We start from the raw sequence: 14,609 nt of genomic DNA, 5'->3' as shown, positions 1-14,609 counted from the left end.
AACTCATACCGTTAAGGTGATGCTAATAGTGAACAAAGACAGAATGATGACAAGTGGTATATCTGATGTGATTTTAAGAGAAATAGGCTGAAAATAGAGGGAAAATTAGAGAGCACACTAACCTAAATCATGCATTAGTCTTCACGATACAATAGCTCTCCAATGATGGTTTCGACGTCAATTTGTGCCAAACCTTGATCGAAAATATCTCGCCAACGTTGACCTTCTTCGGTATTGCGAAACGCAATATAAAGCTGCTTATTCGCTAGGATTTGACGGTTAATTTGCAATTTATCCGCCAGCGGCTGCAAGGGCTTTTGCTTCAGTAAAAAGTGCAGCACGTTGACATCGATTACCGCGGCATCAATACGGCCTGCGGCTACTTTCTTAATATTGTGCTCGTCTGAAGTGACGGCTTCAATCGGTTGAACGCCTGTAGCAATCATGCGATCTAAAGTCTGAGTATTCACATAATCTTTCACTACGCCTAAGGTATAGCGATTCAGATCTTCGACATAATTCCAACTCACAGGATGGGCTTTTTGCTCCACCAGCCCCAAAGGACCGTCGCCAATCGATTTAGAAAAAACAAACTTTTCAGTCTCAAAGTAATATTCAGGGAAATAACCCAGATAGTCAGAATTAGGCATACTGGCGAGCTTTACTGCGCGGCTCCATGGGTAAAAATCCACTTCTAATTGGTGCCCCATCACTTTGAGCGCCGCCCGCGCTACGGCAATACTCGCGCCCTGCTCTGCTAACTGCTGCCCCGAATAAGGCGGCCAAAGTAAGGATGTCAGCATTAAGGTATCCGCTTTCGCTGTGCTCAATCCCATGGAGGAAAGACAACATGCAAGGAGCATTGACCGCCATCGAACCATTTAAGACTCCTTAGCCTGCTGCTTGGATTAACCACTAAATCATCGACAAATTAAGCATTAAATTTATCTGCCAAGATTTTATCGCTGATACTTTATCTCTAGTTTTAGTATAGCCATGAAGCCACTGCGGGGAAGTGAAGTTTTGTTACAATTCGGCTAATGACATAAGATGCCAAAAAATAAGCAAAGGATTAGACTGAAAACTGATATACAGTCAGTACTCAACTGATAGTAAATAGTAAAGCTTGATTCGATTAACTCTCCATAAGGCCAACTCCTATGCGCAAAGTTTCCGTTTTCAATCGCGCGACTTCCTCCCATGCAAAAGGCGCAATAACTCAAGCAGGGATTACTGTGGTTGGCGCAGCTTTAACCTTACTCGGGCTGGTCTTTTTACTCTTACCCGGCCCAGGTTTACTCTTGATCATCTTAGGGTTGGCGCTGCTCAGCACACAATATGCGTGGGCAAAGCTGGCGCTGCGTCGTAGTCAGAGAAAGTTAACTCAAAGTGCGGCTTGGCTTGATGGCATGACTCGTCGACTCTTCCGTTAACTCGTTCACTTGTGGGTTAAACGGCATCTATAGACTGAATAAAATTCAAGCCGCATTGCACGGCTTGAAGTCAAAAAAGCAGGCGAGCCAAATCACTTAAGCATTAATATCTTCATATAATTCTTGATACATCAGCTCACGCATTTTGAATTTCTGAATTTTCCCCGTCACTGTCATTGGATACTGATCCACAAACTTGATGTAACGCGGTACTTTAAAGTAGGCAAACTTCTCGGTGAGGAAATGACGAATATCTTCTTCGGTAATCGCGGAGCCTGAGCGGACTTTAATCCAAGCACACACTTCCTCACCGTATTTATCGCTTTGAACACCAAAGACCGCCGCATCCTGCACATCTTTATGGGTGTAAAGTTTCTCTTCAATCTCACGGGGATAGATATTTTCGCCACCGCGAATGATCATATCTTTAATGCGACCCACAATTTGCACATAACCTTGCTCATCCATTTGGCCGATATCGCCCGAATGTAGCCACCCCGCACTGTCTATGGTCGCCGCCGTTTTTTCGGGATCGTTCCAATAGCACTGCATTATGCAATAACCGCGACTACAGACTTCACCGGGTTGGTTAATTGGCAACACCTCACCAAATTCGTCAACTATTTTCACTTCGGTATGGGGCAAAGCACGGCCAACAGTGAGCACCCGTTTCTCAACTGGCGAATCGATTTCAGTAATGTGATTGAGCGGACTGCACTCAGTCTGACCATAACCAATCAGCACTTCTTTCATATACATGAGATTTTGTACTCGGCGCATCACTTCTTCTGGGCAAGTTGCCCCCGCCATCACGCCGGTTCGTAAAGAGCTCAAATCAAAACGCGTAAACTCAGGATGCTCCAACTCGGCAATAAACATGGTCGGTACGCCATGTAAAGCGGTGCACCGCTCTTGCTCAATCACGTGCAATGTCGTCAAGGGATCGAAGGATTCGCCGGGGAACACAGCCGCTGCGCCTTTGGCTAAGCAGACTAAACTGCCGAGCACCATGCCAAAACAATGGTATAAGGGCACAGGAATACAGAGTTTATCGTGGCAGGTAAACTTCATCGCCTCTGCGACTAAATAGCCATTATTCAAAATGTTATGGTGGGATAAAGTTGCACCTTTAGGGCTACCCGTCGTGCCAGAGGTAAACTGGATATTGATTGCATCGTACGGGCTTAATGCTTTGCCAATCTTCTCGAGTGTTGCCTTGTCATCGGCGCTCGCATCGACGAGCAGGTCATCAAAATTTAACATGCCGACGGATTTTTCAGCGCCCATGCGGATCACAAACTCAAGCTCAGGAACGGCCTTCGCCTGTAATTGACCAGCAGGGCAAGAAGTTAGTTCAGGTGCCAATTCGTATAGCATTTCGAGGTAATTGCTGGATTTAAACTTGTCGGCACAAATTACCGCGCGGCAACCCACGTTACTCAGCGCATATTGCAATTCTTCAGGCCGATACGCAGGGTTAATACACACCATGATGGCGCCAATTTTAGCGGTCGCATATTGGGTTAAACACCACTCGATATTGTTAGGTGACCAAATACCCACCCTATCACCGGACTTAATACCGAGTTTTAATAATCCTGTGGCGAGCGCCTCGATTTGATCTAGATATTGGCGGTAGTTCCAGCGAATATGTTGATGATGTACGACAACGGCTAATTGGTCGGGATAGGTTGCCGCAATCTCATCAAGATATTGACCTATGGTTTTCTCAACGAGTTTCGGTGATAACTCGCCTCTAAACTCGCTGACGTTGAGCGGACTGATAACTTGGCTTGTTGGAACAGACATTAAGGCCTCCGTGCATTTATTATTATGATTAGCGAGGTCCAAACTAACCAATCCACGGATCATGTCACAAGCAAAAAAACACTTTATTAGACTAAAGAGTAAGATAATCGATAAGATAACAATCCATTAAAGCCCTGTGCTAACGGCTGATAAATTCAAGATGAGTGCTCGACTTAGGCACATTTAAGCTTTGCAAGCGCTCAACAATGGCCAGTAAAATCCCTTGGCGGCGCATATTTTCTAACACGCCAGGGCTAAAGACCTCAAGGCGCGTCATAGCCGTCAACAGCAATTTACATTGTGCTATGCTCGCATCACGAATGTAGGCGGGTTTATCGACTAAGTAACTGTTGTTATACCAATAATCCCAGGTAAAATTTGCCAACAACCAACCTTGCGTAGTCAGGTCATTAATAAATTCCAGCATACGCTCATGGCTTAGGATCACATCACCGGCGGTAAAATCCTTAAGATATTTAGTGTATAAACCACAGTCGGACGTCATTGTTGAAGTATCCATAACACACCTCATAGGTTTTGATTGCCACTGCTGCCACAACTTATAGGGCACCAATCACAAACCGAGATCGAATTTGACGCTTTGCCTTTAGTATCGAGAATTTGCATAAGGCATACCAAATAAGATTGCTGCCCACAGGCTAAGCCACCTTATCTGAACCGAAACTTAATCAAACTCACAATGCTTGATCTGAGTGACGAACTGGGGTGTTCGATAAAATTAAGATAAACTCACGGATATTGAAGCGCTTAACGGCCACTATGAATTAAGGAAACCCAATGAACTACTGGCTTATGAAATCGGAACCCGACGAATTTAGCATAGATGATCTTAAGGCTTGCCCGAACCAAACCGAAGCTTGGCATGGAATACGTAACTATCAGGCGCGTAACTTTATGCGCGATGCGATGCAGATTGGCGACAAGGTATTTTTTTACCATTCAAGCTGCAAAGTACCCGGTATTGTCGGTATCGCAGAAGTCGTGACCAATGCGTATCCCGACAGCACGGCCTTCGATCCCGAATCAAAATATTTCGACCCTAAGTCAGATCCAACTAAACCAAGATGGTTACGAGTAGATATCCGCTTTGTCGAAAAATTTAACGATATTATCCCCTTAAGCTTGATTAAAAACCTGCCGCAATTAGCTGACATGTATTTAGTGACTAAGGGTTCAAGGCTAAGTATCCAACCTGTGACCGCCGAGCAATGGCAAGCTGTGCTAATGTTAACCCGTTGAGTTAGCATCTCAACGTAAAACGTTCAGCTAAGGTTCATTTAAGAGACTCTATTGTCACAGCATCGACTAAACACCTTTTGAGCACAGATGAATAAATTCACGTCAATGGTTGTCGCAGGGCTAGTGCTCAGCTTAATGGCGCCTATCTCTGTTTTTGCTAAAGACGACCAAGAGCATAAACACCATAAAAATGATAAAGATTTACCACCGGGATTACAGAAAAAAGTGAACCGTGGTCAACCACTGCCACCCGGCTGGCAGAAAAAACTCCATCGTGGTGATGTACTTGAGCATGATATTTATGACCGCGGCCGTATCATTGTGCCCTTAGACAAAGATGGGATTATTAGCATTCAAGTTGAAGGCGCATTGATCAAACTCGATAATAACAGCCGTAAAATCCTCGATATCGTCAATATTATTACCGAATAGTCACGCATAACATGTGCGAAATGGCTAATCACGGCAGTTTTATTAGCACGCCCAGTTCTAAGTAGGGCGTGCAAGCATTCAAAACCATGACGCTTGCACAGTTCGCGCCCTTATCTGAACTGCTATGTATCCCGCAATCCCTGGCAAATTAACGGCCGCAGTTACAATTAAGCAACATACTGATATTTATCATATCTTTACTCTCTGATGCTTGGTCACTCATGAGCTGAATGCTAGACTCAGCCAGTGCTAATATGTGTGTAAACTCAGATAAAACTTCTTCGGTGAGGTGAGACGTTATAGTCGAGACCGAAAACTAAGCTCCTGATATCGAAGTATTGATACCAAGTGCTCTGCATAAACTCATACGTATAATTTTGAGTAAGTTAAGCGTTATCAAAGCTCTCTACAACTAAAGCAGCCAAAGCAGCGACTAATGCATAACCTTAACGCCACCCATAGCATATCTATTATTACTCTCCAATGACCGTAGACTGACGCTGGATTTTTGAAAATGAAACACACCTCACTTCAACGGGTTAAGCAGGCGATTATTGCGGGGTTCTGGGCTTCACTTGCCAGTATTTCTGTGGGTTTTCTTTTTAAGCTTTGGTTAGCACAATGGGTTGCCAAAGCCGATCTTGCGCTCTATCACACGGTTATCGATATCATCTCACTGTCGCTGATCCTGATGACAGGATTTCGCTCCTCTATGGTGGTGACCTACTCCCAGACCAAGCAAGATGTGGATATCACTAATATATTCCGCTACAGCTTAATTGCAATGGTGCTACTGACTTGGGGCTTAGTTTTGCCCTACATAAAACACAAACTTCAGCTCAATGTAGAATATTTTCAATTGGTTGGCATTATTTTGAGCATGGGGCTCAAAGTGTATTTTACCAATCAAATTGCTATGTACCGGCTGTATGCCATCTCCAATCGAGTGACTTGGCTTGAGCCGATTGCGCAAGTGAGCAGCTTTTTCTTGTGTTTCTATGCGTTAAAACAAACGGCCATAGCGTCACTCTTTTACAGCATGACATTGTCATCGCTCATCGTTGCCTTATATATGTACTTAAAACGGCGCAAGGATATCGCCACTCCGCCCTTAAGTACGGTGCATTTTGATACGGGTTTACGCAGTTTTATGAAGAAAAGCCTGACAGCGTCTATGGAGGCTGGCGCCAGTATCTTGATGATTTACATCACAGTACTGCTGACCATTGCCTATTTCAGCATAGATGAACTGGGTGATTTCCAAGTGGTGGTGCGGCCAATGATCACTTACCTCACCTTGCTGTTTGTCTTCCCCATCTACCGCTTTGTGCTGCCCGAAGTCGCGGTGTGTGTAAGAGAAAAACGCTTTGACGAAGTCCAACAAATTAAGTCATGGCTGACTAAAGTTTCTTTGTGGATCAGCGGTATTTTTTTTGTCGTTATGGTCTTTGCGAGCAAGCCATTGGTGGCTTGGTTATTCCCAGAGCAATACATTAAAGCGGCGCCAGTATTAATGCATTTCTCTATGTTTTTTATATTTATGATGCTCAACGGCTATCAGTTGGCCTATATCAAAGCCCACGGCTATTTTACCCAGAGCCTACTCATTCGCCTCGCAGGTATCGTAGTGCTGGTCGGTACTTTCTACGCTTATCGCCTATATACCGAGAATGTCGTCGCAGTGATTTTAGCCTTGGGCACAGGCTATTTAATGATGTATCTGATATCAAAAATTATAGAGAGGAAGATAAAAGTAATGACATGAGTAATGATGTATCAATTTAAAAATAGCCTCTTACAGAATCAATCAGCATATAATTAAAACTTACAGTTAATACTTTTTAACGATTGACCTAGGAAAAAAAGGAAATATTCAATTAACATTTCCTATAACCAAGGAAATAAATACAAAATAAATACTCAGTTACAATTAACAAGTAACAGAAATAATTAAAATACCAAGTTAAATAAAAACTCAATAAAATCAATGTAAATAAAATAATCGATAGAAAGCACCGGCTGAAAAACGACAGAAAATGTTATTAATAGTGAATAAAATTGTTGCACAAACGTTTAAATAAAGATAAATAATTAACCCAACCTTAAATACCTCACCTCTTAATTAATCATTAAAAAAACCAAACGTTGACATCTACGCAACTTTTAAATAAATATATGGATGATGTTGTTAAATAAGCATCATTTTTAAACCATAAATTTAACTAACAATAAATATAAATATGAAGGAGAGATGTATGAACTCTTTGTCACTAACGGCAAAAGCGGTTCGCTACGGTATATTTGCCGCAGCAAGTCTAACAGCTTCCACGTTTGTTTATGCCCAAGCTGAAGAGCAAACTGAAACGTTTGAACGAATTGAAGTTACAGGCTCAAAAATTAAGCGCATTGGTGAACTCACTCCTACGCCCGTGACAGTTATCTCTGGTGACGGATTAATTGATGCAGGTGTAGTGAACGTTGCTGATTTATTGCACAAAATGCCTAACACATTAGTAGGTTTATCACCTGAAACAACAAATAATACTGTATTTGCTAGTGGCTTGAATAATACAGATTTAAGAGGGTTAGGCTCTGACCGTACACTCGTTCTTGTGAATGGCCGTCGATTTGTTGCAGGCGCACCTGGCTCAGGCTCTGTAGATCTTAACAATATACCTACCGCAATGGTTGAGCGAATTGAAATCACAACTGGTGGTGCATCTGCAGTATACGGTTCTGATGCAATTGCTGGTGTTGTGAACATTATTACAAAGAAAAGCTTTGACGGCATTTCAGTAGACGTTTCGACTACGCAGCCAACAGAGGATGGTGGTGAAGAAAAATACGCTTCGATAACATTCGGCTCCGAAATAGGTAAAGCTAATTTTGTTACTAACCTTAGTTGGGCACGTCAGGGACAACTATCCTTTATGGATAGAGAGTTTCTTCGTGAAGCGCCTATTGTTGTACGTAACCAAAATGCAACGGGTCCTGATGATCCACAAGCTGTTGTATGGGGATATGGTCAGCAGGTTTTGGCTTCCTATAGCAAAACAGGGACATTTGTTTCGAAAGGGACTCGTTATTCATTCGATGAAAATGGCAATGTAAGACCGATGGAGTTAGGACAAGCTTTACCTCCTTTGACATCTGGTCGTGTCGATTATCTAGGTGGTGAAGGTTATAATTTTGCAGAAAACTCATTCATCAAAACGCCACTAGATCGTATTAACTTTTTCTCCGTAATGAGTTACGACATCAATGAAAACCATAAAATGACAATGGAAGCTAGCTTAAGCAAATAAGATGCTTATGGCGAAAGTTCTCCAGCATTTTTGAACTTTAAGTTACATGAAGATAATGGTTTCCTATCACCAGAAGCAGCAGCTTTAGTTGCGGCAGGTGAGTCAAAACCAGGAGCTGGAGTGACTCTTGGCTACCTAGCATCTGACTTTGGTAATCGAAAGTACAGCCAAGAACGCACCACAGCTCGAGTAGCACTAGGCTTTGAAGGTGCAATATCTGAAAATTGGACCTATGATGCCTATGCAACAGTAGGACATGTTCAAGCTGACACCGAATGGTACGGTGAAATGTTTGAACAACGCTTCTACGATGCTGTCGATACTGTCAAAGACGATAATGGTGATGTTGTTTGCCGTAGTGAAAGTGCACGAGATAATGGATGTCTTCCGCTCAACGTATTTGGGCGCAGTATTTTCGATAAAGAAGCCTATGATTGGGTTAGTACAGATGCTATTCGTCGTTCATCTATCACTCAGTCAGCATTAGGTGCCTCCGTCAGTGGCGATCTTTTCGAATTACCTGCAGGTTTCGTATCCAGTGCATTCTCTCTCGAATATAGAAAAGAGCAAGCAGACACTTTACCAGATCCAGCGATGCGCGAAGGCTTACTCTTCAACAACCAATCTCAGCCACTTAAAGGTGAGTTTGATGTAACAGAAGCTTCCGCAGAATTGTCAATTCCACTACTAAGTGACATTACATTAGTACAAGATCTAACATTGGAAACAGCTTTCCGTTATATGGATTACTCGACATCAGGTTCTGATACTGCTTGGAAAGTAGGCTTAAACTGGGCAGTTTTCGACGATTTGAGAGTCAGATTAAACCGTTCAAAATCTGTTAGAGCTCCCAACATAGGTGACTTGTATAGCCCACCTGGACAAACATTTAGATCTATGAAGGATTATTGCGCAACTAGCTACCGCAACCAAATCAATCCTGAATATCTAGACAATGTCTTGGCAAACTGTGCTGCACAGGGCATTCCTACCGATTTTGAACCATCTCAAGAGTGGTACGGTTCAACTCGTCCAGGATTTATAGTAGGAAACGAGGACTTACAAAACGAAGTGGCTGATGACATTACTATCGGTTTTGTCTACACACCGAGTTATATTGAAAACCTAAGCTTCACAGTTGATTACTGGAAATTTGACATGAAAAATGTCATTAACAGTTTTACTGGCCCAGATGTTGTGAAGTACTGCTACCAATCAAGTACTCTGGACAACCCATTCTGTCCATTGCTTGAACGTGATCCAAATACGCATGAGATCACCAACTACTATGAAAAACCAGTTAACTCTGCAACCAGCATTACTTCCGGTGTAGATATTGAAGCTAACTATAAGTTTGAAAGTAGCTTTGGTGATTGGGGCTTCCGTCTGTTCAGTACTTACCTTGAAGAACGTTCATTTAATTCAACAGGTTTTGCTGAAGATGTAGTTAAAGAAACTGGTGAACAAGAGCGACCACGTTGGCGTCATCGTTTTACCACTGATTACACCTACGGAGATTTCTCTGCAGTACTCACAGCGAACTATCGTAGTAACACAGTACTAAGTAACGATTGGTCACCGAATCAAAACAACTATAATGATATTCCATCATATATCACGTTTGATTTAACCAGTCGCTATAACATCACTGATGCACTACAAGTTCGTGCGGGCATTCTCAACATGTTTGATGAAACACCACCTCGCCAACCAGGTGTGTATAACCAAGGTGCTTACTATGACATTTTGGGACAACGCATAACTGTAGGTGTTAACTATAAGTTCTAACCGACTCTGTTTGAGTTAATTTAAAATCTCCCATTTAAAGTGACATATCATCAATCTCGATATGTCACTTTTTTTTCATTAATATGAAGCCGTTTTATTATAAAACAATTCAATTAACGCCCATCAAGCATGCGACCAATACCACCTAGCACTGAGCCTTCACCACGATCACTTCCACCCGCAGATGGGGCATGGGCGATAATGCGATCCGCCATACGTGAGAACGGCAAGCTTTGCAGCCAAACCGTGCCGTGACCTTTTAAGGTCGCTAAAAATAAGCCTTCGCCGCCAAATACCATAGACTTTAACGAGCCAGCACGCTCGATGTCGTAATCTATCCCAGGTGTAAATCCAACCAGACAACCTGTATCAACCCTTAAGGTTTCGCCTCGCAGCTCTTTCTTCACTAAAGTGCCGCCCGCATGGATAAAGGCCATGCCATCGCCTTGTAAGCTTTGCAGAATAAACCCTTCGCCGCCGAAAAAGCCCGTACCTAAACGGCGATTAAATTTCATCGTCACCCGTGTACCTAAAGCCGCGGCTAAAAAACTGTCCTTCTGACAGATAAGCTCGCCACCATATTCAGCCAAGTCGATCGCAAGGATTGTGCCCGGATAAGGTGCGGCAAAGGCAACTTTACGCTTTTGGTTGCCTTGGTTGGTAAAGTGAGTCATAAAAATGCTCTCGCCCGTCAGCGCTCTCTTACCTGCGCCCATCAACTTGCCAAAAAAGCCGGACTCAGGTTCAGAGCCATCGCCCATTTTGGCCTCAAAGCTAATGTCTTGCTCTAGGTAGTTCATCGCGCCCGCTTCCGCAACCACGGTTTCGTTAGGATCAAGCTCCACTTCAACCAACTGCATACTGTGACCGATGATTTCATAATCCACTTCATGACAACGTCTAGACATACTGTTCCCCTTAACTGTCAGTTCCTTGTTACTAGCCTTTAGATTGACCCAGATGGACGACTCTTTAGCTATCGCGGCTCAATTTCACTCTTCATCACGACCTTAATCTAGATCTAAGCTCAGTCTGAATTTAGGCCTTATTTTAACTCTCAATCTAAGCCTTAATCTGACCTAGGCATTAATCTATGACATAAAATGTCAAAATGCGATAATTTTATGCGGTAACTTGTATCAAAAGATGACAAGTGAAGACTTATCAACCCAAACCCACACCATTGAACTGCTCAGCCTTAGCAAACTCCTCTAATATCAACTCGGTAAAAAGTTGACCCGCACGGCCTAACGGCCGCTCTAAGGTCGAGACGAGCTGTGGAATAAAGGTATACCGGCTGCCACCGACAAAGTCGATTTCAACTAACTCCCCCTTCACCAACTCTTCTTGTACGAGAAAGTCCGGCAACCAACCAAAACCTAAACCTTTTAACAAAGCGTTCTTTTTCATGATAAAACCAGAAAGATAAAACACTTTATCGCCGCCAAATTGCATTTCATCGCGGTAACTTTTATTGGGTGAAGAGTCTTCGATAGTCAATTCCACGTGTTGCTGCAGTTCGGACAAACTAATTTCGCGAATAAAAGATAAAGGATGCGAAGCACTTGCCACCAGCACGCTAGTGATGGCTGGCAAAGGTTGCGGATGATAATAAGGACCTGTGCGATAATCTTTCACTAACATCAAGTCGGCATTATCCCGCTCGAATCTGTGTTGCACGCCGCCTAAAAATTCCATATTGAGCTGAATTTTAGTGGGGATTTGATGCTCAGCCATACGCTTTAAAGCCGTCATAATTGGCTCCATCGGCAAAGCACCGTCTATTACTAGCTCTAGCTTTGGCTCCCAGCCTTCACTGAAACGACTGGCAAGATGTTCAATGTTTGCAAGGTGTTGCAATAACCTTTGCCCCTCGGCCAAAATCACCCGGCCCTCTTGCGTCAGCTCTGCACGATATTGCTCACGGCTAAAAAGTTGCACACCTAAGTGCTCTTCTAACTTTTTAACTTGATAACTCACCGCCGATTGCGCCTTGTGTAACCGCTCCGCCGCCTTGGCAAAACTGCCCTCTTCCACCAGCACTTGCAGCACATTAAAAGCATCAATATCGATACGCATGGTCACTCCTTGGCTCTTATGAACATGTCACGGAAACACTACGATTCGTAAAGATTAGAATACTATCTAATTTTTAGATTGAGATAACGGATTTATTATTCTTTTTTTTGTTCATTCAAGCAACTAAATTGATAACAAGATCACACTAATGCAACTTGCAGTATAACGACCAGCGATGTAGGTAATCCTGCAACGCAATATTGAAGGAATAACCATGCCATTTTATGTGAAACAAGGCCAGATCCCCCATAAGCGCCATATCGCATTTGAAAAGGAAAACGGCGAGCTTTACCGTGAAGAGCTGTTCTCAACCCATGGGTTTTCCAATATTTATTCCAATAAATATCACTACAACATGCCAACCAAAGCATTGGAAGTGACGCCCTATAGCCTAAGCCATGGTGCCAATTGGGAAGACTCGCTGGTCCAAAACTATAAACTCGATTCCCGCGACGCCGACCGTGAAGGTAATTTTTTCAGCGCCCGTAACAAAATTTTTTATAACAATGACTTAGCACTTTATACCGCCAAAGTCAGCGCCGATACTGACGAGTTTTACCGTAACGCCTACGCCGATGAAGTGGTTTTTATCCACGAAGGCGAAGGCACACTCTACAGCGAGTACGGCACGATTAAGGTCCAAAAGTGGGACTATCTCGTGATCCCACGTGGCACGACTTATCAACTTAAATTCAACGATTACAGCAATGTTCGACTGTTCGTTATCGAGTCATTCTCTATGGTGGAAGTGCCTAAGCATTTCCGTAATGAGTATGGTCAGCTATTAGAATCAGCACCTTACTGCGAGCGCGATTTGCGCGTACCTAGATTGCAAGGTGCTGTGGTTGAGCGCGGTGCCTTCCCCTTAGTGTGTAAGTTTGGCGATAAATACCAACTCACCACGCTCGAATGGCATCCCTTTGATTTAGTGGGTTGGGATGGCTGTGTTTACCCTTGGGCATTCAACATTACCGAATACGCGCCAAAGGTGGGCAAAATCCATCTGCCGCCTTCTGATCACTTAGTCTTTACCGCCCATAACTTTGTGATTTGTAACTTCGTGCCGCGCCCCTACGATTTCCACCCGAAATCGATTCCGGCGCCTTATTACCACAACAACATAGATAGCGACGAAGTCTTGTATTACGTCGATGGCGACTTTATGAGCCGCACGGGCATTGAAGCGGGTTACATGACCTTACATCAAAAAGGTGTGGCCCACGGACCACAACCGGGCCGCACTGAAGCTTCAATTGGCAAAAAAGAAACCTATGAATATGCAGTGATGGTGGACACGTTCGCCCCACTGAAATTAACCGAACATGTACAAAATTGCATGAGCAAAGACTACAACCGCTCTTGGCTAGAAGACTAGCCCCAAGCCACCAGCACTCCCATGCGGGAGTCATTAGAGTGACGGCGTGTTGCACTAAAATAACGAGGAAAACAACATGGCAAGCGAACTAAATCCACTGGGCTTATTAGGTATCGAATTCACTGAATTCGCCAGCCCTGATACTGATTTTATGCACAAAGTCTTTATCGACTTTGGTTTTTCTCTGCTGAAAAAAGCCAAGAACAAAGACATCCTGTACTACAAACAGAATGACATTAATTTTCTGCTCAACACTGAGCGCGAAGGTTTCTCAGCTAAGTTTGCTAAATCCCACGGCCCAGCCATTTGCTCTATGGGCTGGCGTGTAGAAGATGCCGGCTTTGCCTATCGCGTTGCCGTTGAACGTGGTGCAAAACCCGCAGATGATGCCAACAAAGATCTGCCTTATCCTGCGATTTACGGCATTGGTGACAGCTTAATTTATTTCATCGACACCTTTAGCACAGATAACAATATCTATGCCGCTGATTTTGAAGATTTAGACGAGCAAATTATCACCCAAGAGAAAGGCTTTATCGAGGTCGATCACTTAACCAACAACGTCTACAAAGGCACAATGGAACATTGGGCTAACTTCTATAAAAACATTTTTGGTTTTACTGAAGTGCGCTACTTTGACATCAGCGGCGTACAAACCGCGCTAGTGTCCTACGCCCTACGTTCGCCAGATGGCAGCTTCTGTATCCCAATTAACGAAGGTAAAGGCAGCGATAAAAACCAAATAGATGAATACCTGAAGGAATACAATGGCCCAGGTGTGCAACATTTAGCCTTTAGAAGCCGCGATATCGTTAAATCTCTGGATGCGATGGAAGGCAGCTCAATCCAATGCCTAGACATCATCCCTGAATACTACGACACTATTTTCGATAAGTTACCTCAGGTCACAGAAAATCGTGAGCGCATTAAACATCACCAAATTCTGGTGGATGGTGATGATACAGGCTATTTATTGCAGATATTTACTAAAAACCTGTTTGGACCGATTTTCATCGAAATCATCCAACGTAAGAATAACTTAGGTTTTGGTGAAGGCAACTTTACTGCCCTGTTTGAATCAATTGAACGGGATCAAATGCGCCGCGGCGTACTGTAAGTATTCATCCT

13 protein-coding genes are annotated in these 14,609 nt (G+C 43.4%); 8 read left to right on the top strand and 5 right to left on the bottom strand.

What is annotated here, in order from left to right; translation table 11 throughout:
• Positions 1 to 134 precede the first annotated feature (134 nt).
• A complete protein-coding gene (locus NE536_RS20160; protein WP_261273821.1) occupies positions 135 to 881 on the bottom strand; it encodes a substrate-binding periplasmic protein in 747 nt (248 codons plus the stop codon).
• A 279-nt stretch (positions 882 to 1,160) separates the two neighbouring features.
• Between NE536_RS20160 and NE536_RS20155 the strand changes: the two genes are divergently transcribed.
• Positions 1,161 to 1,433 carry a PGPGW domain-containing protein gene (locus NE536_RS20155; protein ID WP_220777557.1) on the top strand — a complete coding sequence of 91 codons (273 nt, stop codon included), beginning with the start codon at positions 1,161 to 1,163 and terminating at the stop codon, positions 1,431 to 1,433.
• A gap of 96 nt (positions 1,434 to 1,529) precedes the next feature.
• Here the strand turns inward: NE536_RS20155 and NE536_RS20150 are convergent, their stop codons facing one another.
• Positions 1,530 to 3,242: an AMP-binding protein gene (locus tag NE536_RS20150; protein ID WP_261273820.1), complete on the bottom strand. Its 1,713-nt coding sequence runs from the start codon at positions 3,240 to 3,242 to the stop codon at positions 1,530 to 1,532.
• Positions 3,243 to 3,381: 139 nt separating this feature from the next.
• A complete protein-coding gene (locus NE536_RS20145; protein ID WP_261273819.1) occupies positions 3,382 to 3,762 on the bottom strand; it encodes a DUF6508 domain-containing protein in 381 nt (126 codons plus the stop codon).
• A gap of 278 nt (positions 3,763 to 4,040) precedes the next feature.
• On the opposite strand from NE536_RS20145, the gene NE536_RS20140 reads away from it, so the two are divergent.
• From NE536_RS20140 to NE536_RS20120, 5 genes are all read left to right on the top strand, one after another.
• Positions 4,041 to 4,502, top strand: coding sequence for an EVE domain-containing protein (locus NE536_RS20140; RefSeq protein ID WP_106650842.1), 462 nt, complete (start codon positions 4,041 to 4,043; stop codon positions 4,500 to 4,502).
• An 87-nt stretch (positions 4,503 to 4,589) separates the two neighbouring features.
• Positions 4,590 to 4,934, top strand: a complete 345-nt coding sequence (locus NE536_RS20135; RefSeq protein WP_106650843.1) for a hypothetical protein — start codon at positions 4,590 to 4,592, stop codon at positions 4,932 to 4,934.
• A gap of 514 nt (positions 4,935 to 5,448) precedes the next feature.
• Entirely contained in the window at positions 5,449 to 6,699 is a 1,251-nt protein-coding gene (locus NE536_RS20130) for an MATE family efflux transporter (protein ID WP_261273818.1), read from the top strand.
• Between the two features lie 490 nt (positions 6,700 to 7,189).
• The gene (locus NE536_RS20125) at positions 7,190 to 8,239 is read left to right on the top strand and encodes a TonB-dependent receptor plug domain-containing protein (protein ID WP_261273817.1); all 1,050 of its coding nucleotides are present in this window, start codon (positions 7,190 to 7,192) and stop codon (positions 8,237 to 8,239) included.
• Positions 8,240 to 8,269: 30 nt separating this feature from the next.
• Positions 8,270 to 10,027 (top strand): TonB-dependent receptor domain-containing protein, encoded by a 1,758-nt coding sequence (locus NE536_RS20120; RefSeq protein ID WP_261273816.1) that lies wholly within the window; start codon positions 8,270 to 8,272, stop codon positions 10,025 to 10,027.
• A 113-nt stretch (positions 10,028 to 10,140) separates the two neighbouring features.
• Here the strand turns inward: NE536_RS20120 and NE536_RS20115 are convergent, their stop codons facing one another.
• Together NE536_RS20115 and NE536_RS20110 are read right to left on the bottom strand one after the other, a co-directional pair.
• Positions 10,141 to 10,935 (bottom strand): TIGR00266 family protein, encoded by a 795-nt coding sequence (locus NE536_RS20115; protein ID WP_261273815.1) that lies wholly within the window; start codon positions 10,933 to 10,935, stop codon positions 10,141 to 10,143.
• Between the two features lie 256 nt (positions 10,936 to 11,191).
• Positions 11,192 to 12,106, bottom strand: a complete 915-nt coding sequence (locus NE536_RS20110; protein WP_106650845.1) for a LysR family transcriptional regulator — start codon at positions 12,104 to 12,106, stop codon at positions 11,192 to 11,194.
• A gap of 214 nt (positions 12,107 to 12,320) precedes the next feature.
• On the opposite strand from NE536_RS20110, the gene NE536_RS20105 reads away from it, so the two are divergent.
• Positions 12,321 to 13,481 (top strand): homogentisate 1,2-dioxygenase, encoded by a 1,161-nt coding sequence (locus NE536_RS20105; RefSeq protein WP_261273814.1) that lies wholly within the window; start codon positions 12,321 to 12,323, stop codon positions 13,479 to 13,481.
• Between the two features lie 76 nt (positions 13,482 to 13,557).
• A complete protein-coding gene (gene hppD, locus NE536_RS20100) occupies positions 13,558 to 14,598 on the top strand; it encodes a 4-hydroxyphenylpyruvate dioxygenase (protein ID WP_261273813.1) in 1,041 nt (346 codons plus the stop codon).
• Positions 14,599 to 14,609: the final 11 nt, after the last annotated feature.

Source organism: Shewanella septentrionalis (assembly GCF_025370265.1).
In the GTDB taxonomy this organism is placed as follows: domain Bacteria; phylum Pseudomonadota; class Gammaproteobacteria; order Enterobacterales; family Shewanellaceae; genus Shewanella; species Shewanella hafniensis.
This window is presented reverse-complemented; position numbering and strand designations above follow the sequence as displayed.

What these genes read in the sequence shown, in the direction of transcription:
- hppD (WP_261273813.1), top strand. Translation starts at nt 13,558, where the DNA reads ATGGCAAGCGAACTAAATCCACTGGGCTTATTAGGTATCGAATTCACT.
- NE536_RS20125 (WP_261273817.1), top strand. Translation starts at nt 7,190, where the DNA reads ATGAACTCTTTGTCACTAACGGCAAAAGCGGTTCGCTACGGTATATTT.
- NE536_RS20130 (WP_261273818.1), top strand. Translation starts at nt 5,449, where the DNA reads ATGAAACACACCTCACTTCAACGGGTTAAGCAGGCGATTATTGCGGGG.
- NE536_RS20140 (WP_106650842.1), top strand. Translation starts at nt 4,041, where the DNA reads ATGAACTACTGGCTTATGAAATCGGAACCCGACGAATTTAGCATAGAT.
- NE536_RS20135 (WP_106650843.1), top strand. Translation starts at nt 4,590, where the DNA reads ATGAATAAATTCACGTCAATGGTTGTCGCAGGGCTAGTGCTCAGCTTA.
- NE536_RS20155 (WP_220777557.1), top strand. Translation starts at nt 1,161, where the DNA reads ATGCGCAAAGTTTCCGTTTTCAATCGCGCGACTTCCTCCCATGCAAAA.
- NE536_RS20110 (WP_106650845.1), bottom strand. Translation starts at nt 12,106, where the DNA reads ATGCGTATCGATATTGATGCTTTTAATGTGCTGCAAGTGCTGGTGGAA.
- NE536_RS20160 (WP_261273821.1), bottom strand. Translation starts at nt 881, where the DNA reads ATGGTTCGATGGCGGTCAATGCTCCTTGCATGTTGTCTTTCCTCCATG.
- NE536_RS20145 (WP_261273819.1), bottom strand. Translation starts at nt 3,762, where the DNA reads ATGGATACTTCAACAATGACGTCCGACTGTGGTTTATACACTAAATAT.
- NE536_RS20115 (WP_261273815.1), bottom strand. Translation starts at nt 10,935, where the DNA reads ATGTCTAGACGTTGTCATGAAGTGGATTATGAAATCATCGGTCACAGT.
- NE536_RS20150 (WP_261273820.1), bottom strand. Translation starts at nt 3,242, where the DNA reads ATGTCTGTTCCAACAAGCCAAGTTATCAGTCCGCTCAACGTCAGCGAG.
- NE536_RS20105 (WP_261273814.1), top strand. Translation starts at nt 12,321, where the DNA reads ATGCCATTTTATGTGAAACAAGGCCAGATCCCCCATAAGCGCCATATC.